The sequence below is a fragment of the Bradyrhizobium sp. AZCC 1678 genome, assembly GCF_036924765.1.
Lineage (GTDB): Bacteria > Pseudomonadota > Alphaproteobacteria > Rhizobiales > Xanthobacteraceae > Bradyrhizobium > Bradyrhizobium algeriense.
The window spans coordinates 6,291,701-6,311,392 of sequence record NZ_JAZHSE010000001.1 but is presented as its reverse complement, the minus strand read 5'-3'; the positions used below and the strand labels follow the sequence as shown (position 1 = coordinate 6,311,392).

Annotated in this window: 16 protein-coding genes and 1 pseudogene; 13 read left to right on the top strand and 4 right to left on the bottom strand. The window is 62.1% G+C overall.

All coding sequences use genetic code 11. The features are described 5' to 3' along the window. Positions 1-40 precede the first annotated feature (40 nt). Entirely contained in the window at positions 41-265 is a 225-nt protein-coding gene (locus V1294_RS30360; RefSeq protein WP_334502351.1) for a hypothetical protein, read from the bottom strand. 454 nt (positions 266-719) lie between these two features. On the opposite strand from V1294_RS30360, the gene V1294_RS30355 reads away from it, so the two are divergent. Then, positions 720-1,397, top strand: coding sequence for a response regulator transcription factor (locus V1294_RS30355; RefSeq protein ID WP_334502349.1), 678 nt, complete (start codon positions 720-722; stop codon positions 1,395-1,397). A 91-nt stretch (positions 1,398-1,488) separates the two neighbouring features. Next, positions 1,489-2,853 (top strand): sensor histidine kinase, encoded by a 1,365-nt coding sequence (locus V1294_RS30350; RefSeq protein WP_334502347.1) that lies wholly within the window; start codon positions 1,489-1,491, stop codon positions 2,851-2,853. A 33-nt stretch (positions 2,854-2,886) separates the two neighbouring features. Here V1294_RS30350 and V1294_RS30345 read toward each other — a convergent pair whose 3' ends face one another. After that, on the bottom strand, positions 2,887-3,180 hold the full coding sequence (locus V1294_RS30345) for a hypothetical protein (protein ID WP_334502345.1): 294 nt from the start codon (positions 3,178-3,180) through the stop codon (positions 2,887-2,889). A 456-nt stretch (positions 3,181-3,636) separates the two neighbouring features. Here V1294_RS30345 and V1294_RS30340 point away from each other — a divergent pair, with 456 nt between their 5' ends. The 3 genes and pseudogenes from V1294_RS30340 to V1294_RS30330 all read left to right on the top strand — a co-directional run bounded on the left by V1294_RS30340 (position 3,637) and on the right by V1294_RS30330 (position 7,116). Next, a complete protein-coding gene (locus V1294_RS30340) occupies positions 3,637-4,518 on the top strand; it encodes an RNA polymerase factor sigma-32 (RefSeq protein ID WP_244608183.1) in 882 nt (293 codons plus the stop codon). Between the two features lie 296 nt (positions 4,519-4,814). Then, a pseudogene (locus tag V1294_RS30335) lies at positions 4,815-5,264 on the top strand (MHYT domain-containing protein); the annotation flags it as partial. Between the two features lie 76 nt (positions 5,265-5,340). Further along, entirely contained in the window at positions 5,341-7,116 is a 1,776-nt protein-coding gene (locus V1294_RS30330) for a PAS domain-containing sensor histidine kinase (RefSeq protein ID WP_334502343.1), read from the top strand. 27 nt (positions 7,117-7,143) lie between these two features. Here V1294_RS30330 and V1294_RS30325 read toward each other — a convergent pair whose 3' ends face one another. Both V1294_RS30325 and V1294_RS30320 read right to left on the bottom strand, forming a co-directional pair. Then, positions 7,144-8,340: an acetyl-CoA C-acyltransferase gene (locus V1294_RS30325; RefSeq protein ID WP_334502341.1), complete on the bottom strand. Its 1,197-nt coding sequence runs from the start codon at positions 8,338-8,340 to the stop codon at positions 7,144-7,146. A 443-nt stretch (positions 8,341-8,783) separates the two neighbouring features. Next, on the bottom strand, positions 8,784-9,656 hold the full coding sequence (locus V1294_RS30320) for a response regulator transcription factor (protein WP_334502340.1): 873 nt from the start codon (positions 9,654-9,656) through the stop codon (positions 8,784-8,786). Positions 9,657-10,058: 402 nt separating this feature from the next. Between V1294_RS30320 and V1294_RS30315 the strand changes: the two genes are divergently transcribed. The 8 genes from V1294_RS30315 (at position 10,059) to V1294_RS30280 (ending at position 19,515) form a co-directional block, all read left to right on the top strand. Next, on the top strand, positions 10,059-10,607 hold the full coding sequence (locus tag V1294_RS30315; protein ID WP_442895392.1) for a hypothetical protein: 549 nt from the start codon (positions 10,059-10,061) through the stop codon (positions 10,605-10,607). Positions 10,608-10,907: 300 nt separating this feature from the next. After that, positions 10,908-11,729 carry a hypothetical protein gene (locus tag V1294_RS30310; protein WP_334502337.1) on the top strand — a complete coding sequence of 274 codons (822 nt, stop codon included), beginning with the start codon at positions 10,908-10,910 and terminating at the stop codon, positions 11,727-11,729. Positions 11,730-12,032: 303 nt separating this feature from the next. Further along, entirely contained in the window at positions 12,033-13,799 is a 1,767-nt protein-coding gene (locus V1294_RS30305; protein WP_334502334.1) for a hypothetical protein, read from the top strand. A gap of 48 nt (positions 13,800-13,847) precedes the next feature. Further along, the gene (locus V1294_RS30300; RefSeq protein WP_334502332.1) at positions 13,848-15,992 is read left to right on the top strand and encodes a type I secretion system permease/ATPase; all 2,145 of its coding nucleotides are present in this window, start codon (positions 13,848-13,850) and stop codon (positions 15,990-15,992) included. Positions 15,993-16,033: 41 nt separating this feature from the next. Then, positions 16,034-17,398 (top strand): HlyD family type I secretion periplasmic adaptor subunit, encoded by a 1,365-nt coding sequence (locus tag V1294_RS30295; RefSeq protein WP_334478549.1) that lies wholly within the window; start codon positions 16,034-16,036, stop codon positions 17,396-17,398. A 45-nt stretch (positions 17,399-17,443) separates the two neighbouring features. After that, positions 17,444-19,006 (top strand): GNAT family N-acetyltransferase, encoded by a 1,563-nt coding sequence (locus V1294_RS30290; RefSeq protein WP_334502329.1) that lies wholly within the window; start codon positions 17,444-17,446, stop codon positions 19,004-19,006. Between the two features lie 53 nt (positions 19,007-19,059). Further along, positions 19,060-19,248, top strand: a complete 189-nt coding sequence (locus V1294_RS30285) for a hypothetical protein (RefSeq protein WP_334502327.1) — start codon at positions 19,060-19,062, stop codon at positions 19,246-19,248. 78 nt (positions 19,249-19,326) lie between these two features. Beyond that, positions 19,327-19,515 (top strand): hypothetical protein, encoded by a 189-nt coding sequence (locus V1294_RS30280; RefSeq protein ID WP_334502325.1) that lies wholly within the window; start codon positions 19,327-19,329, stop codon positions 19,513-19,515. Positions 19,516-19,692: the final 177 nt, after the last annotated feature.

Here is a 19,692-nt window from a genome sequence, read left to right as displayed (position 1 = left end):
AGCCCGTCTTGTTTCGTCGCTCCGTCGCAGTGCGAGCGGATCAGTAACCCGTGTGGGGCTCGCAAGGCGGCACGGTCCACGGTTCGGAGGCGTAGGCGCCGACGCGCGGAGCGCGGATGCAGCTATCGCCTTCGCCGCGATGCATCGTCGACATCATGCGGCCGTCGCTATCGGTGACGACATGCCGCGAGGTGGCAGCCAGCACCGGGGTGGCGAAGGTGGCTGCGGTCAGTAACGCAGCCGACAGAAGTTTCACTTTGTGCATTGGTGTTCTCCATAGGTGAGGGGAAGCCAGGCTGGCTTCTCCCTGTGACGTGCGGCCGGCCCGCCATCGTCCAAAAGGCACATCGCTTCACGTGCTTTCAACTCGGCGTGAGAATGATGCGGGGCCCGATCTGTTGCCTGGCCCGGCCCGAAATCGCCCGCGGGGACCTGACGATGCCGGCCTGTCGATTCATTAAATTGCTATTTATTGGCACCGCGCGCCGACGAGCGTTACCTGTTTCGAGCGGGCTCGCTGTGCTCGTACCGAGGCAGCGGAAATGGCCGCCGGGCGGATGGCGCACGCCGGATCCCAAAGGGATGGCGACGCTGTCCGGCTCTCCTGAACCCGTGAGACTTGCGTCGTCACCATGGCTTTATCGGCCGGCCGGCGTATCATTGCGACCGAGCCGTGCCGTGCGGCGGGAGGGGATCTTGATGGCAGTCGGAATGATCTCATGACGAAAGTTCTGCTCATAGAAGATGACGACGAGACGGCTGGAGAAATCGCCGCCGAGCTGGCCGATCGCGGCTTCGATGTGGAATGGTCGTCCGACGGACTGGATGGTCTCGCCAAGGCGCGCGACTTGCGGCCGGATGCCATGATCGTCGACCGCCTGTTGCCGGGAATGGACGGCCTTACCGTCATCGAGTCCCTGCGGAAGGATCAGGTGCGCACGCCGGTCCTGGTGTTGAGCGCGCTTGGGGCGGTCGATGACCGCGTGCGCGGATTGCGGATGGGTGGCGACGACTACCTCACCAAGCCGTTCGCGGTCGTCGAACTCGTCGCGCGAATAGAAGCGCTGCTGCGCCGCCCGCCGGAAACGCGGGAAACCACCCTGCGGGTGGGACAGCTCGAGCTCGACCTGATCGAGCGCACGGCGAAACGCGGCGAACGCGAGATCGATCTCTTGCCGCGCGAGTTTCGCCTGCTCGAATACATGATGCGGCGGAGCGACCAGCTGCTCACGCGGGCCATGCTGCTCGAGGAAGTCTGGAACTACAAGTTTGTCCCGGCAACCAACCTGGTCGACGTGCATATGGGCCGCGTGCGGCACAAGGTCGACGGTCCGGGCGACACCCCGATGATTCACAATGTCCGCGGCGCGGGGTTCATTCTGCGCGCGGTGTCCTAGGTTAATTCCCGGGTTGTTTTTGACGATCGTGCCGCGCGCCCGCGTCGTCGGAGCCGGCGAGGTAATCGGGCGGCAGGATTCGAAGCATCAGATGCAGTTCATACGCTCGAACACGTTTCACTGGGCCGCCGCACTGGCAGCCTTGTTCGCGGCTTTTGTCACGATCCTGTTCGGCTTCATCTACTTCAAGATCGATGGTTACCTGATCGCGCGTTCCGATCGCATGATCACGACGCAGGTCAATTTCTTTGCCGCGCTGCCGCCCGGTCGCCTGATCAGCGCGCTCGACGATCATCTCGATCAGGATTCCCGCGGCGTCCAGTTCGCCGGCATCTTCGATGCAAAGGGAAATCGCCTTGCCGGCAATGTCGTACGCCTGCCGGACGATCTCGGGCCCGGCGCGCCGGTGAAGAGTGTGCGGATGGCGCGGGCCGATGACAAGGAGGCCGACGCTCCATTGGTCAGGGCCGTCGCGCGGAGCCTTGATGATGGCAATGTCCTGGTGATTGGACGCAACGTCGACGAGACCCGTGAAATCTCCAGGGTTGTCGGAGCAGCGCTCGCGCTTGGCCTGTTGCCCGCGTTCTGCTTCTGGCTGCTGGCGGGCGCGTGGCTGAGCGTTCGCGCGCAAAAGCGCGTCGAGGAGGTCAACATGCGGGTTCGGCGCATCATCGCCGGAGATCTGCACGAGCGGCTGCCGCACCGGAATATCGATGAACCGTTCTCGCGGCTCGCCGCCATCGTCAACGGTATGCTCGATGAACTGGAGACCACCATCAATGCGCTGGCCGGTGTCGGCAACGACATCGCCCACGATCTGCGAACGCCGCTGACGCGCGCGCGCCTGACGCTCGAGCGGGGCCGCACCAACGCCACCAGTCTGGAGCAGCTCCAGCAGGCCGCCGACAAGGCCATCGCCGGCATCGACCAGTCGCTGTCGATCGTTACGGCGCTGCTGCGCCTGGCCGAAATCGAGAACAGCCGCCGGTCAGCCGCATTCGGCGATGTTGCTCTCGGCGAAATGCTGCGCGAGGTCTGCGACATGTACGAGCCGATCGCCGAAGACAAGCACATCGCGCTGAGCGCGAGTACGTCAGGCACGCTTCACGTGCGCGGCGATCGAGATCTGCTGCTGGAGGCAGTTGCCAACCTCGTCGACAATGCCATCAAGTTCACGCCCCGGAGCGGCAGCGTCAAGCTGGAGCTGCTGCGCGGCGAGGGAGAAACCATCCTGCGTGTGACGGATACGGGTCCGGGGATCAGCGATAAGGAACATGAGGCCGTGCTGCGCCGGTTCTATCGCTCGGACAAGATCCGCAGCACGCCGGGCATAGGCCTCGGACTGAACCTGGTTTCGGCCATCGTAAAACTGCACGGATTTCGCCTGATCATCCACTCCGGCCCGGGAGGCCGGGTGGAGATCATTTGCCCCGATGAGCCCGTCGGCCGGGCATAGAATCGGTGAGCTGCGAAGGCGGCGAAGGCGACGTCATCCATGCCGGTGGCTGTCATGCTTGGCGTGAGAGGCGCGGAGGACTCCGCCATGATGCCAGACGGTGGGGCCGGCCATGCCGCTTTCCCTTTCGTTATAGGATTGCATCACCGAAGGCGGCATCCCTTCCATCCTGTAGGCCGGCGTCGGGGCGCCGCCGTTCAGGACGTCCAGATTCGGATAATAGAATGCAAAGGCGCCCGGCTCCTGAATGGCTTCCTGAGCGAAGGCGGGCGCCGCTGCCATCAGCGACAGCAATCCTGCGACAGCGATTGTCTTGATCGATTTCATTGTCTTTCTCCATATCGTCGATGCGGGAGTTCGCCGGACGCGGAAGCGCGATCACGGCACCGTAACGGGCCTGTGTACTTCCGAATGCGAACTGCTCGCTTGAAGCTGCATCCGGGACAGCGGATGCATGATGGAGATGTGGGGCGGGGGCGCCGTCGCCCCACTAAATTGCCTTTCACGAAGCTCAACTAATCTTGAGCCGTCTCGAGAAGCGTTTGTGTGGGAAGCGAGATCATACGCGCGTGCGCGGCGGCTCACCGTTCGATCTTTCACAAATTTGTTCGGAACGAAATCGTGCGGTTTTTAAATCAAGACGATAGTTGCGCAAAATCCTAACAGCGAATTTACGTTCCTCAATTCCAATTTAATGGCTGTATCGTGGTGCCTTCTCCTAGGGTCTGCCTGCCGGACCCCTATGGATTGGAGCCACCCATGAACGCTCACTGCACAACACTAATGTCGGACAGACGCGAGATATTGACCGAAGGCAGATCGCGCGCGCTCGTCGATGAGTACGCCTCCCTCATCAAGCGATACGTTCTGCTTGAACCGACGCGCGAGCAGCAGCTCGCACGGCGCTGGCAGGAGCATCGCGACCGCAGCGCGACCGATGCGCTCGTCACCAGCCATCTCCGGTTGGCGGCAAAGGTCGCGCGCCGCTACCAGCGATACGACCTTCCGCTTGCCGATCTGATCGGCGAAGCCAATCTCGGCCTCGTGATCGCGGCTTCGCACTTTGAGCCCGGCCGCGGCGCCCGGTTTTCCACCTACGCGCTGTGGTGGATCAAGGCCGCGATTCACGATTACATCCTGCGGTCGCGGTCGCTGGTCAAGATCGGGACGACGGCGGCGCAGCGGAAGCTGTTCTTCGGCTTCAGGCGCGCCATGAACAAGTTCGGCGGCGACAGGGCAGGGCTGACGCAGGAGGTGGCCGAGGCCGTCGCGCGTGAGCTCGTGGTCCCGCTTCGCGAAGTGATCGAGATGAGCAGCCGTCTGACGGGGGACGTCTCCCTGAATGCGCCGGTCAGCGATGACGGACCGACCGAATGGGAGGCGATGCTGGTCGATCATTCGCCGAACGCCGAGGCGATCGTCGCCGAGCAGGACGAAAGCGCGCAAAAGGCGAAGGCGCTCCGTTCGGCCCTTGATGTGCTGACCGCGCGGGAGCGGCGTGTGTTCGAGGCGCGGCGGCTCAGCGAGGATCCGCCGAGCCTGGAGGATCTCGGACGCGAGCTGTCCATTTCCGGCGAGCGCGTGCGGCAAATTGAAACGCTGGCCTTCGAAAAGGTCAGGCGCGCTGCCACCAGGAATTTAAGACCTGCTCTCCTCCCGGCGTGAGAGGCGGCCGGCCGGCAAGAGAGCGGCAAGCGCTACCGTTCGCGCTGGCCGCATTCCCTCCAATCGCCCGATCAGCGAGCCACGCGCTCGCTAAGGGGCATTTTGGGCATCTTTCTTGATACCCATTGAAGCCGTTGAATAACCTAGCGGATTTTGATTTCGCCATTCGGAGGTTCGATCCCTCCCGGCCCGGCCGGGCTTTTCGTCGAACTTGGCCTTCAACTATTCGGCACCGGAACAATGCGCTGTTGGAAAAACGGTGCTATTCAGATGTTTTCAACGCGTCGTCGAACGGAATGCATCACCATCCAGGCTCCCATGACCCCGTTCTCGTCGCGCTGTCGGTCCTGATCGCCGCGCTTTCTTCCTATACGGCACTGGATCTCGCGACTCGCATGCGGGCCGCTTCAGGTTCCGCCAGCCTGGGCTGGCTCGGGGCTGCGGCAGTCGCGATGGGCGGCGGCATCTGGTCCATGCATTTCGTGGCCATGCTGGCCTTTAGCCTGCCCGGCGTGGATATTTCCTATGATCCGCTCCTCACGCTCCTCTCGCTTGCCATTCCCATCCTGGTCGCGGCAGGCGCGTTTGTCGTCGTAAGTCGGCGGTCGAACGCGCTCGTCGTTTCCGGCATTGCAATGGGGCTCGCAATCTCCGGCATGCACTACACCGGCATGAGCGCCATGCGGATGGCGGCCTCCATCCACTACGATCCCGTCTGGGTCGTGCTTTCCATCGCCATTGCGATCGGAGCGTCCATCATAGCGCTGCGCCTCGCTTTTCACATGACGAGCGTGCTCGAGCGCATATCGGCGCGGAGCCGTCATGGGCGTGGCGATTTCCGGGATGCACTACGCAGCCATGCAGGGCTCCTCCTTCGTTCCGGCGGATGCCGTCCTTGGCCGCGCAGCACCCGGCTCGGTGGGACAAGCGCCCCTCGCGTTCCTGATCGCCGGCACCACGATTGTCGTCCTTGTCATGGGGCTTGCTGCGGCCGTGTACGACCGGTTCTCGGCAGAACGAGCTGGTCGCGAAGCCGAGGCGCTCAGGCGAAGCGAGGAGAGATTCCGGCTGCTGGTGGAGGGTGTGGCCGATCACGCCATCTTCATGCTCGACCCCGAGGGACGGGTGGCGAACTGGAATCTCGGCGCGCGCCGGCTGATCGGCTACGGCGACGAGATCGTCGGGACGCACTACGCCATCCTTCACACGGACGAGGAACGCCATTCCGGAATTCCGGATGCCATGCTTCTGGAGGCAAAACGGGAAGGCAAGTCGACAGGCGAAGGCTGGCGCGTTCGCAAGGACGGCAGCCGCTTCTGGGCCGAGACGACTATACGCGTGGTGCGGAACGAGCGGGGCGAGCCCATAGGCTTCGCCAAGATCGTTCGGGACGTGACGGAACGCCGCCGAGCCCAGGAAGCGCTGGAGCGCACGCGCGACGCGCTCGTGATATCGCAGAAGATGGAGACTGTCGGACAGCTTACCGGCGGCGTGGCCCACGACTTCAACAACCTACTCGCCGTGATCCTGGGCAGCCTCGAACTCGCGAAGAAGCGCCTCCAGCCCGAAGATCCCAGGATTCACCGGCTCCTCGACAACGCGATCCAGGGGGCCCTCCGGGGGGCCTCGCTGACCCAGCGCATGCTTGCATTCGCGCGCAAGCAGGACCTCAAGCCCGTCGTCGTGGATGTCCCGGAGCTGGTGCGCGGAATGGCAGCTCTCTTGAAGTTTGATCCGGGCATCCGGGTCGAGACCCGTTTTCCGATCGAACTTGCAAATGTGAAGGTCGATGCCAACCAGCTGGAGCTCGCGATCCTCAACCTCGCCGTCAATGCGCGGGATTCGATAAGGGCGGGCGGCGGGGTGATCAGCATCTCCGCACGCGAAGAGCATGCCATCGACGGTCTCGCGGAAGGACGATACGTCGCGCTCGCGGTGAGCGACACCGGATGCGGCATGGACGAGAAGACGCTGAAGCATGCGCAGGAGCCGTTCTTTACGACCAAAGGTATTGGCAAGGGAACCGGTCTCGGCCTCTCGATGGTAAAAGGGTTAGCCGAACAGTCCGGAGGCGCGCTGCTGCTGAAGAGCCACATCGGCGAAGGGACCACGGCCGAGATCTGGCTGCCCGCCTGTCAGGACGAAAAGGTGCCGGTGCCCCATGCGGCTGAGCCGTCGCGCTCCGCATCCCGCGGCAGTCGACCCATCTCCGTGTTGGTCGTCGATGATGACCTTCTTGTTCTCGACAGCATCGCTGCGATGCTCGATGATCTCGGCCACGCCGTGATCGAAGCGCGCTCTGGCGAGGAGGCAGTCCGGCTGCTGCCCCGAATGCCGAAGATCGACATCGTGGTGACCGATTACGCCATGCCGGGAATGAACGGGCTTCAGCTGGCCGAGGCTGTGGCCGCCGAGCGTCCCGGCACGCCCGTCGTGCTCTGCACGGGATATGCCGAGCTTCCAGGCTCCACGCAGCCTCATCTGCCTCGCATTTCCAAACCGTTCGACCAGACGGCGCTGGTGGCCGCCATCGAGGAGGCAATGCGCGTACAGGCCGATATGCGCTCGGTTTTGACCCTACACCCGAAGAGAGCCTAGCACGGCGAGGCCGCCAGCGAGCGATGATCAGCGAACGGCGCGCTCGACGGCGATGGCGGTAGCTTCGCCGCCGCCGATGCACAAGGCGGCGACGCCGCGTCTCAGGTTCCGCGCTTCCAGTGCATGCAGCAGCGTCACGATCAATCGCGCGCCGGTGGCGCCGATCGGATGGCCGAGTGCGCAGGCGCCGCCATTGACGTTGAGTTTTTCTCTGGCGATGCCGAGATCCTTCTGCGCCGCCATCGCCACCACTGCGAAGGCTTCGTTGATCTCGAACAGGTCGACGTCGGAGACGGCCCAGCCGACCTTGTCGAGCAGCTTGCGGATGGCCGGGATCGGCGCGGTGGTGAACCACTGCGGCTCCTGGCTGTGCGTGGCGTGGCCCTTGATCTCGGCGAGCACCGGCAGGCCGTCACGATCGGCGAGCGAACGCCTGGCCAGAATGAGCGCCGCGGCGCCATCGGCATTGGCGGAAGAGGCGGCCGGCGTGATGGTGCCGTTGGCGCGGAACGCGGGCTTCAATCCGGGAATCTTGCCAGGGTCCACCTTGAGCGGATGTTCGTCATTGGCGACGACGCGCGGGCCGGCCTTTTCGGTGAGCGTGACTGGCGCGATCTCGGCCCTGAACGCGCCACCCTCGACCGCCTTGCGGGCGAGGGTCAGCGTCTCCATCGCATAGGTATCCTGGTCCTTGCGGGTGAACTGATAGGCCTCCGCGGTGGCCTCGCCGAAATCGCCCATCGAGCGGCCGCTCTCGTAGGCGTCTTCCAACCCGTCCATCATCATGTGATCGATGATCCGGTCATGGCCGGCGCGATAGCCGCCGCGCGCCTTTGCCAGCAAATAGGGCGCATTGCTCATGCTCTCCATGCCGCCGGACAGCACGATTGCGGCTGAGCCCGCATGGATGATGTCATGCGCCAGCATGGTCGCTTTCATGCCGGAACCGCAGACCTTGTTGACGGTGGTGGCGCCGGTGGCATCTGGCAGTCCGGCGCCGCGCGCAGCCTGTCGCGCCGGGGCCTGGCCCTGTCCGGCCGGCAGCACGTTGCCCATGAACACCTCGTCAATGCGCTCCGGAGCAAGTTTCGCCCGTTCCAGCGCGGCGCCAATCACATGCCCGCCGAGCTTGTGCGCGCTGAGGGGGGACAATTCGCCCATAAACCGGCCAAGCGGCGTGCGGGCAGCGGAAAGGATGACGACGGGATCGGGGCTTGCGGACATCACGGGTTCTCCTGCTCGGTCACTGTTATATGACGATAATCATATATACCGGGATTGCAATGGGGTGCTGCCGCCTTGCGCAACGAGGCGCTGCCGGAAAGACCGCCGGGAGATGGAGGAAATCAAAGCCCGCCCGGCGGCGCATCCTCGCGGAGCCGATCGAGCGCGCCATCGGCCGCGGGAAAGGGCCGCCCCGGGGCCCGGCTTTTCCTTCAGAAGCGTGTCCCTGCCGCGAATCCCGGCTGGAGCGGAGGACCGGGGAACGAGGGGGTGCAAAAGCCTCCTCGGTTACTCGTTCTTTCGTGAATCGCTATGTCGGAAGGATTAGTACCAATGAACCCTGTGTCTTCTCCAACGCGCGCATTGTGGAACCGATTGGGTACTGATTCATTTCCGCAAGGATGGCGCAATGGCACTTGGGACGCAGTGCCGAAAATTCATCGCTAGTGAGAGATCGACGGCTTGACCGCCATGGATAGATCCGCGGAAACCAGTTCGACTGCGTTGTCCGAGCAGACATGCGCCGCGGCGATCGCGACCTGGGTCCGGTTGCTTACGCCCAGCTTGCGCATGATTTCGCGGACATGGACTTTCACGGTTGTTTCGGTCATGCCGAGCTTGCGACCGATGACCTTGTTGGGGTCGCCCTGGCAGAGGCAAACCAGAACGGCGTACTGCCGTTCGGTAAACTCGGGCGCGGGCCGTACGCCGTTGAAGCTATGGCGCGGCACGCTAAGCACCTTGTCGTCGAAAAGGGGGACTTGCGGCTCGTAAAGGCCGTCCTCCGGTCCGAGAGGCGGCGCCTGCGTCTGTTGTTCAGGCCCCGGAAGCGATTGCTCCTGGGAAAGTTCAGGCAGCCTGTATTCGATGGGCGCCGGTGTGCTGAAGGTCTGGCTGGCCAGGATGGCGGTCGGCGGAAAATAAGTGCCGCCGTGGAGGACGAACGAAAGGGCCTGCAACGCAAGTTCGGGCGCCATGGAATTGCTGAAGTAACCCTGAGCCCCGCAACGCATCGCAGCGAGGACGGTGGCGGGATTTTCGTCGTCGGAGACGATCGCGAGCGCCGCGTCACGGCGAAGCGTATGCAATACCTGTATCTCGGTGAAGACCTCGTGGGGAGAGGGCGCGCCGACGCTGTAAATCAGCATGTCGCATACGGCGCGCTCGACGAGTCTCGTGTGGGCTTCGTCAGGATCGAGCGAAATCAGTTCGACGCTTTCGTTCCTGGCCCACGGGTTTAGGAAGCTCTCTGCGCGAGCTCGTCTGAAGGCCATCGCGTCGACAAGGAAAACCGTCTTCTTGAACGGGACCGACATAACGCGCCCCTATATATGTATTACGTCCAATGACTATCGATGATTACATCCTATGACTATCGATAGATTGCTTCCGACCCTTCTGGACCGCTGTGAAACAGATCACTTAGCATCTTAATTGTGCATAAAAGTTTACGCTTGTTCCGACGGAATGCCAAGGAGCCCGAGTGTGACAAGAAGTCGTTGAAAAAAAGGGAACTGCAGCAAGATCGTAGCGGGAAGGCGACATTTTTGAACATAACGGTTGTATTGAGGTGCAGACCCAACCTCTGCTATTATATCTTTCGATATGTACTGCCTCGGCGACGAAGCCGTTACGATCAAATGAGTGAATATGTCGGCCTGCATCGCGGACCCACTGCCATGTTTGTCAGCAAACTGCCTCCAAAACCGGACTTCGACATGCTCGCCGCGGCCGCGCCAGCCTCGGCAGACCGCCGTACATTCGTTCTCGCCCTGATGGGAAACCTGATCTGCAGCTGGTCGAACAACGAAAGCCTTTTCATCTACGTGCTGATGATTTTGCTGCGCACCGACGAGGCTTCCGCCGCGGTGGTGTTCGCGACTTTGAACACGACCCGCGCGAGACTCGATCTGATCCAGCGACTGGCCAAGATCAGGGTTAGCGACAAGGTACTGTCGAAAAATCTGACGGCGCTCATCGAACGGTTCTCGGAGTCCACCAAGGTCCGCAATGAATTGAATCACTGCATGTTCATCTTCGATTCCTCGGGCGCCATCACCCACACACAGTCGATGCGATTGATGGAAACAAGGTCGAGCCTGAGGTTCGGAGAGATAAAGGCTCTGGACGAAGGCCGTCTGCAGGAGATGCTGCGGACGACCCACGAGATGACGAAAATCAACCGCGAGATCTGGGATCTGCTGCCGCGCCTTGAAGCGCATGTCTGCGGCGCACAGCCGCAAAGCGTGTCCGTTGATGCGGCTTGAAACAGGCCGCGCATGACGAGCAATCCTGCCTCGTCCCGCTTCTGTTCATTCAAAAACTGACTCTGTCGAAGCCACAACGGCGTCGATGGTTGATATCGCAAGATACAGCGCTGCATCTAATGCGTGCATGTTGTTTGCGAAGATGTGTCGGCAAACTGACATTGCTGACACCCGCAATAAGGCGAGGTGCCGGCAGTCGGAAGGACCGACGCAAAGAGCACCGCCGCGCTTCGAAGACCGCAGACTTAGAAGATCAGCGATCTCGTTCCGGCCGCGATGCTCCAACCTCAGGAGCGCGTTATGGCTAAGCAGGCCAAGAAGTATTGGGATCCCAACGATCAGGAACAGGACCAGGACCAGGACCAGAAGCAAGACCAGTTGCAGGCGCAGGCCAATCTCCAGGCTCAGTTGCAAGGTCAAGGCCAAGGCCAAGGTCAAGGTCAGGGCCAGTTGCAGTTCGCCGTTCAGTCGCTGGATTCCAAGAGCGAGAACGAAAACGAGAACGAGAACGACAACAAGAATGAGAATGAGAACAAGAACGAAAATACCGTCGACAACAAGCTCGACAACAAGGTAGATAACGATCTCGACAACAAGGTCGACAACACGGTCGACAACAAGATCGACAACAACATCGAAAACAAGATCGAAAACACCGTCGAGAGCAAGGTAGACGTTGATGTCGATGTGGATGTCGACGTGGACACAAGCGGGCTGAGCAGCCCGGTCATCGATCTCTACAACTTCACTACGGCCGGGTCTATTGTCATGCCCGACGTGGTCGACCAGAAGATGAACGACGGCAACCAGTTCAATATTGATCAGGTCAACAACCTGGTCGATCAAGACAGCAACAGCTCGTCTGCCACCTACTATGGCGGCAACGGTGGATCGTGGTGTGAGCCGGGTGCCAGCTTCAGCATGGACGCCAAGATCGAGGGCGGGACGTCCAGGATCGACGCCGGCGATATTGGCGATCGTGCAAACGTTTCGTCCAGCGCCGATGCAGTTCTCAACCAGTCTGCCTTCGACCAGAACATCACGCAGGGTGCGAACATCCAGTTCAACAGCATCACCATTCAGGCTGCGGGTGACAATCTGACTGATAACGACATAGGCTAGTTTTAGCGTTCGATCCGCGCGGCGCCAGTCGCGCGGGTCCTTTTTTCCATTCATTCATTTCGGTCGCTGCAGTTGCCGAAGGACTGAGGACCGTACCGCGGCTTCACAGTCTACGGCGACGGGGAGGTTCCCATGGCGTCAGCGAGCTTCGTTGAAATAATTTCGCACTTCGCAGGATATCTGCAGATCTTCCACGATATCGCCCGCGACCGCGTCCAGGATGACGAGAGTCTCGCGCCCCATGCCCCCGGCGATTACACCACGCTTCGGCCGAATTACGATTATCGCGTCGTGCCTGAAGACATGGAGACCGCGGCCGGCCCGATGCCGGAGCTGATGCCGGACGATCCGATCCATTTCGTCCGAGGCCGCCCGCTCAAGCTGCTTCGGAATCCCGAGGACGACGATTCAGATTTCTTTCCGCGTTCGCCGGCGCCGAACGTGCCGCTGCTGAAACCGCCGGGCGGCGGTGGTGGAGGGGGCAGCGTCGAACATCACGTCACAGTAAAATACCAGGATGGTGGTCCGGAGACCCAACTGACGGCTCATCAATACAACTTCATGCATGATGACGACGTCAATCTGCCGGCGGATGCCCTGGCCGTGGTTGCGCCTCTGATCGAACGCCTCAACAGCGATGCGATGACCATTATCGAGGAATTGGCGGCCGACGCGAACGCCGCGATTCCCGTCAACTGGCAGATGCCGCAGACCGATGGCGGCGCTACGGATTTCCTGAGCACTCACGACGCCGACTGGGCCGACCGTGGGGGCACGCCGGATGCACACTCGGTGACCCCTGGCTACTATGTCAACGGCGAGCTGCAGGAGCGGCCGTCGGAAGAGACGCCGCCGGCCGAGGCGCCAGAACTGCCCGACACCGGGCACGGTATCGGCCAGTGGGCTTCGTTGGGCAATAACTTCAGCATCAACGCGGCGCTGATCGTCGATATCGGCGAGTCCGCCCGCACCATGGTGGTGATGGGAGATTACTTCAAGACCGATGCCATCTTCCAGACCAACACCATTATGGACGATGATCGGGTCCGCATATCGGGCGGGGACCGCGAGCCATCATCCACCAGCGATCAGGACGTCGCGACCAATATCGCCGATTTTGTCCAGAACCCCAGCATCTACACTGGCTTCTCGGCCCAATTTGCCGGCCCGAACTGGATCGTCGACGTGGTCGACGGCGACTTCTACAGCGTTCATGCAGTCGCGCAGGTCAACCTTCTCTCCGACAACGATGTGGCAACACAGGTCAGCAGCAGCAGCCATTATAACCTCGTCAGTGGTTACAATACCCAGGGTAATCTGGCCCAGATCATCGACGGCAGCGTTGAATACGACCTGATCATCATCAAGGGCAGCTATCACGGCCTGAACGTGATCTTTCAAAACAACATCCTGTTGGACAATGACAAGATCAAGATGGCGGCCGACGGCGCCGATCCGTCTCAATCAGCGAGTTCAGACAACAACAACCTGTTGAACGACGCCACGATTGCGAACTATGGCGGCGATGCTTTCGACGAGCTGCCCGGAAACCTCGAGCTGATCCAAAGGCTGCTGGACGCCGGCATGACATCGCTCGATCCCGAATTGGCCGGTGCCCTCATCGGTCATGGCGGCCCGCTGAAAGTGCTGTACATCACTGGAGACTATTACGACATCAACGCGGCTTGGCAGACCAACATCACCTCCGACGTCGACGTGATGTATCAGCTCCAGAACCAGCCCGTGGCCGATCTGCTGGCGCTTGATCCGGACGGAGCCGTGACGCAGTCGGTCACCACAGGCGGCAACGAACTGGTCAACGACGCTGCGATCGTGGACGTCAATCCTGATGCAACTTACGTCGGGGGCCACATCTACACCGATTCCATTTTGGTGCAGGCCGATCTGGTGCCGACAGCTTCGGACAGCGCCGTCAACGGCGATACCCACGCGCTGGTGACCGAACTCATTGCTTTCGTCGATGACCACCCTCAGGACACGGCGAGCCCGCCGCCGGCAGCGATTGCCAATTCGGTGCAGTCAGACCCGATGGCAAGCGTGCTGCATTAGCGGCAAGAGCAGTTGTTTTGTTCATTGCACTTGCAGGAGAGTTTTCAAATGTGGGGCTGGGATAATCGTCCAGGCAGCGCCGCGAGCGGACGCCTAATTCAGCATGACGAAGCAACGTCGAACACGGCGAAGATAATTCCGCTTCGCCCGTGGTTTGATGCGCCGCCTTCGCGCGCCGAAGATCCGGCTGAAGATCCGCCCGTCAAATTTGCCGACGAGAACGATGCCCGTGCCGAAGCCAAGATCGTCGAGCTGCCGTCGGTCAAGCCATCTCCGCGAGAAGCAGCCAGGACGGAAGCCAAGACGGAAGCCAAGAGCCCGCCGCCGGGATCCACCGTCGTTATCGAGCAAGCGGTTCCAGCCCCGCCGCAGCGCACCGGAGGCGACAAGGACGGCGGCGGCTCTTCAGGCGGTAACGGTGGTGGAGGTGGCGGTGGTGGTAACTCACCGCCGCTGCACAAGCGCTCCAGCGACAATGAATTCAGGGACGTGCTCGGCAGCGGCCTGGCGAATGCCCGCCGCAACATGGTGACCGTCGGGATCTTCTCGGTTGTGGTCAATTTGCTGGTACTGGCTATACCGATCTACCTGTTCAACATGTCCGATCGCGTGCTGACCAGCCGCAGCACGGATACGCTGGTGATGCTGACCATTATCGTAGTCATCGCGATCGGGGCGCACGTGCTGATGGACATGATGCGCCGCATCATCCTGATGCGGGTTGCGGTCGAGACCGAAGCCAAACTGGGCGGACCGGTGCTAAGCGCCGCCGCCAAATCCGCGCAGAGTGGATCCAGCCGCGAATTCCAGACGCTTGCCGACCTGCAGCACCTCCGAGCGTTCATTACCGGTCCGGTATTGCTGACGATGTTCGATACGCCGGTCGCGCCGGTCTATTTCGCGGTCGTTTTCCTGATCCATCCCCATCTCGGATTCATCGTGCTGGGCTCGGGCGTCGCGCTGGTCGCGGTTGCGCTGCTGAACCAGCGCGTCACCGCGATCCCGTTCAACCAGGCGAACAATTACGGCGCCCGGGCAAACCTGCAGGCGGAATCGATGGCCCGCAATGCCCAGGTCATCAATGCGATGGGCATGATTCCGGAAGGCGTTCAGGTATGGGGCCGCGAAACCGTGGAGTCCTTGAAGGCGCAAGTGATCGGACAGGATCTCAACATCCTGATGACGGGGATGTCGAAGTTCCTGCGGCTGTGCACCCAGATCGCCATCCTGGGTTGGGGCGCATGGCTGGCGCTGGACGCTCAGATCACCAGCGGCATGGTCATCGCCGCCTCAATCGTGGCGAGCCGCGCGCTGGCGCCGCTGGAGGGCACCATCGAAGGCTGGCGCAGCTTCGTGCAGGCGCGTTCGGCCTATGCCCGCATCAAGTCGCTGTTGCTGAACTCGCCGCTCAACCTGGAGCGGCTCCGCCTGCCGCGTCCGGCCGGCTATCTCAATGTCGAGCGCATTCTCTACGTGCCGCCGCCGAACAAGAAGGTGATCCTGAACGGAATCAGCTTTCAATTGAAGCCCGGGGAATCGCTCGCCATTGTGGGAGATTCCGGCACCGGGAAAACCATGCTGGCCCGCATGCTGGTCGGATCCATCATCCCGACCGCCGGCAGCGTCAGGCTCGACATGATGGACCTGCGCAACTGGGATCCGCGCCAGTTCGGCGAGAGCGTCGGCTACCTGCCGCAGGACGTGCAACTGTTCCCGGCATCCATCAAGGCCAACATCGGCCGCATGCGCGACGACGCACGTGACGAGGACGTGTTCGACGCCGCCGAGACCGCCGACGTGCATGAGATGATTTCGAGTTTTGCCCAGGGCTACGAGACCATCGTCGGCATGGACGGCAGCCCGCTGTCCGGCGGCCAGCGGCAGCGGATCGGGCTGGCGCGCGCATTCTACGGCAACCCGCGCCTGATCGTGCTCGATGAGCCGAATTCGAATCTGGACGCCAACGGCGAGCGGGCACTGGCCAAGGCGCTGGTGCGCGCCAAGGAAAAACAGATCACGGTGGTGACGATCACCCAGCGCGCGGCGCTGCTGATGAGCGTCGACAAGATCATGATCCTGCATCAGGGCGCGGTGCAGGCTTTCGGCGGCCGCGACGAGATCATTCCGATGATCACCGGACGCAAGCCGAACAATATCCCGACAGGGCCGGGTGATCCGCCTTCGTTGAATTGATCGAAGGCGCCGGCCGGGTTTGACAGCAACGAGGTTACGCGATGGCCAACAGGAAAATTGCGGTCCGCGCCGCGGAATCGGAAGGCACCTGGTACGATTCGCTGCCGCGATCGACCAGGCTGCCAACCGTTGCCGGTGCGCTGATCATGGCGGTGGTGCTGATGGGCTTTGGCGTCTGGGGCAACATGGCGCCGATCGCCGGCGCCGTGGTCGCCTCGGGCGTGTTCGTCGTTACCGGACAGAACAAGATCGTCCAGCATCTCGAGGGCGGAATGATCCGCGAAATCTACGTTCGCGAAGGCGACACGGTGGAAGCCGGACAAATGCTGCTCGAGCTCGACGACACCGCGGCGCGCGCGGAGCTGCAGCGGCTGTTCCTGCGGCGCATCCGCCTGACGGCCATCGATGCGAGGCTGCAGGCCGAGATGAAGGAGGAAAAAGAAATCACCTTGCCGCCCGAGATCGTCCAATGGCTGCCCAGCTCGCCTGAGGCGAGGGAAATCGTCGACAGCCAGCAGATGACATTCACGGCGCGCCGCAACAACCTCAACAGCGACGTCAAGAGCATCCAGGAGAGCATCAACGCGCTGGAGGAGCGAATCCGGGGATCCCGGGTGCAGCTCGACGCCGCCCATCGGCAGATCGTTCTGCTCGATGAGGAAATCGTGACCAAGGACAAGCTGGTGCAGGCCGGGCTGGTGCGCAAGCCGGAACTGATGGTGCTGCAGCGGCAGAAGGCCAATCTGGAAGGCGAGGTCGGCCGCATCATGGGCGACATCGGCGATGCCAAGGAACGCATCGCCCGCGCGGTCGAGCAGATCAATGGCGTGCGCAAGACCGCGATCAAGACCGCGGTCGAACAGATGCACGAGATCCGCGGCGAACTGGCCGACGTCCGCGAGCGGATGCTGAGCGCCAAGGGCATCCTCGATCGGGTCCGCGTCACGGCGCCGGTGAGCGGCGTGGTGGTGAAGCTGCGCTATCATACGCGGGGCGGGGTGGTCGAGGCCGGCAAGAACATCATGGAGTTGCTGCCGCTGAAGGACGAGCTGATCATCGAGGCGCGGTTGCGGCCGCAGGACATCGACAGCGTGAAGCACGGACAGATAGCGATGGTGCGGCTGACGGCGCTGAATCAGCGCATTACGCCGATGGTTTCCGGCGACGTCATCTATCTCTCGGCCGATACGCTGGCGGACGAAAAGAAGTCCCAGCAGGTGGGACCGACCGACATCTATATCGTGCGCGTCAAGCTCAACAGCGAGGAGAGCAGGAATGTGCCGAACTTCAGCCCGACGCCCGGCATGCCGGCCGAGGTCTACATCAAGACGTCGGAGCGGACGTTCTTCCAGTACATCGTCAGGCCGATCCACGACAGCATGATGCGCGCATTCCGAGAGCGCTAGACGATCAATGAGCAGTTAACACGCAGCTTTGGAAAGGTGTCCGCCGTGCATATCGACATCATCGAAACCCTGCCGTCCCTGGCCAAGCTCGAGGACAACTGGAACGGCGTCTACGACGCGGACGACGAAGCGCAGATATTCCTGTCGTGGCAATGGCTCAACGGCTGGCTGTCCCACCTCCAGCGGCCGTGGTTCATCCTGGCGGCAAAAGCCGGCGAGTCCGCCGATCTGCCTTATGTTGCGTTCCTTCCCTTGCGGCTGCAGAACAGGATCGAGAAATCAGACGTCGTCAGCGACCTGAGGATGGCCGGCAATTTCGCAGCCGACTACACTGGCATCATTTGCAGGCCCGAGGCGGAGAACAAGGTCATTCCAGCCTTTGCCCGCTGCATCAGGCAGATGAATTGGGCGCGGCTCAATCTTGAAAATGTGCGGATGTCGGAGCGGCGCTCGCGGTTGCTTCTGGCCTGCTTTCCGAAAGCCAATTTCAACTATACGGAGGTCGGCAGGGTCAACAAGGTCGACGGTATCGATAACAGTCTCTGCCCGTATCTCACGCTACCCAAGGACTGGAATAGCTATCTGGAATCGCTGAGCGCCAATACCAGGCAGAAAATCCGGCGCCTCCTCAAGCAGGTCGATACGCCCGGCGAATATCGAATAACCGTTTCGACGCCCGAGACGTTCGCGCAGGACCTCAAGACCTTGCTGGGCTTCTGGGAGACGAAATGGCGTCCTCGCAAGGGTGACAGGATCGAAAGCCTGGTCGCCTCGAACGGCGCCATGCTGACGCGCAGCTTTCAATCCGGCATGCTGTACCTGCCGACCTTCTGGAATCGCGACCGGCCCGTCGCGGCGCTGGCCACGCTGGTGGATCCGCGCAAGCGGGCGTTTTTGTTCTACATGACCGGACGTGACGAGACGTTCGACGGGCCGCCGTCAGGAGTGATCCTGCACGCCTTCAGCATTCGCCACGCGATCGCGAACGGCTTTTCCGAATACGACTTCCTGCGCGGAAACGAGCCGTACAAATATTCGTTCGGCTGCGTGGAGCGCAAGATCCGCTGCACCGTTCTGGAGACCAGGAACGGCAGGAATCTAGGCGGCGGGATCGATCCCCGCAGCATTCCCGAGGTCCTGCAACTGGCGACCGAGCTGCACCGGAAGGGAAAGTCGACTGACGCGGAAATCGGCTACCGGCGGATCCTGGAGGTTCAGCCGAAGCACGCCGATGCGTTGCACCGGCTCGGCCAATTGCTGGCGGCGAAGGGGGACTTTGCCGCGGCCAAGCGGCAGTTCCGGATTCTCACGACGGTTCGGCCCGACGCCGCCAAGGCGTGGCAATGTCTGGGCCAGGTCTGCGAAAGCCTCGGTCAGCACGAGGAAGCATTACGCCAGCACCTCGAATTCATGCGGCTGCAACCGGATCAGCCGGATGGTTTCGTCGCGGTTGCCAGGTGCATGGCCAAGCTCGGGCGGATGGCGGAGATCAACGCCGCGGTGCTGGCCGCGATCGAACCGGCGAGCGCCCCGTCGGTTCGGAAGTGGCGCGATTGGCGGCCCACGCCGGACCGGCAGACCGCCAGCGAACACTCGGTCTCGGCGTGACGCGGGTTTGCCGGCACGGCCCTGCTCGCCATGGCGGGGAAGGAGCGGGCACGATGGTCACGATGAACGGAAACGACAGGCATTGCTCGCAGCCGGGGTTCGATGGCCGGATGCCTCTGCTGCCCGCGTGGGCGGCAGCTGCGATCGCCTCCGACTCGCCGGCGTTGGTCAATCGCATGGTGCGTCGGTGGATTTCCCGCCAAGCCTTCGACGCCGAACGCTTTTCATCGCCGGGTGAATAGATGAGTCCCGCAATGGCTCTCGGTTCGTCGCGATCGCCTGCAGAACCGCCCGGGCTGTCTCCACGGACCCGCATCAGGATGACCGCACTCGGCGCGGCGCGATGCCCAAATCTCGCCGGCAGGGAAGGGGTCGTCATCGGCATGGGCCGCTATCGCAGCACGGTCCGCGTGATGTTCGACGGCTTCAGGTCGGCAACCTCGTTGCACAGCACCTACATCGAGCCGGTGGCCGGGGAAGATGGCCCGTCCGGCCAGGATCGCCGCTAGACTGGATTTCCCGAGCAATTGCGGAGCGCAAAACCGTTCCGGGTGCAGGAACGGTCTTGCCTGCCAAACGTTTGCTCACAGCGGGCCTGCGCGCGTAGTCCCGCGCTCACACGCCATGTTTTGCCGAGGTGCCGCCTGCTGCAAAGCTCATCCATCCTCATCCCGGGCGACACCGTC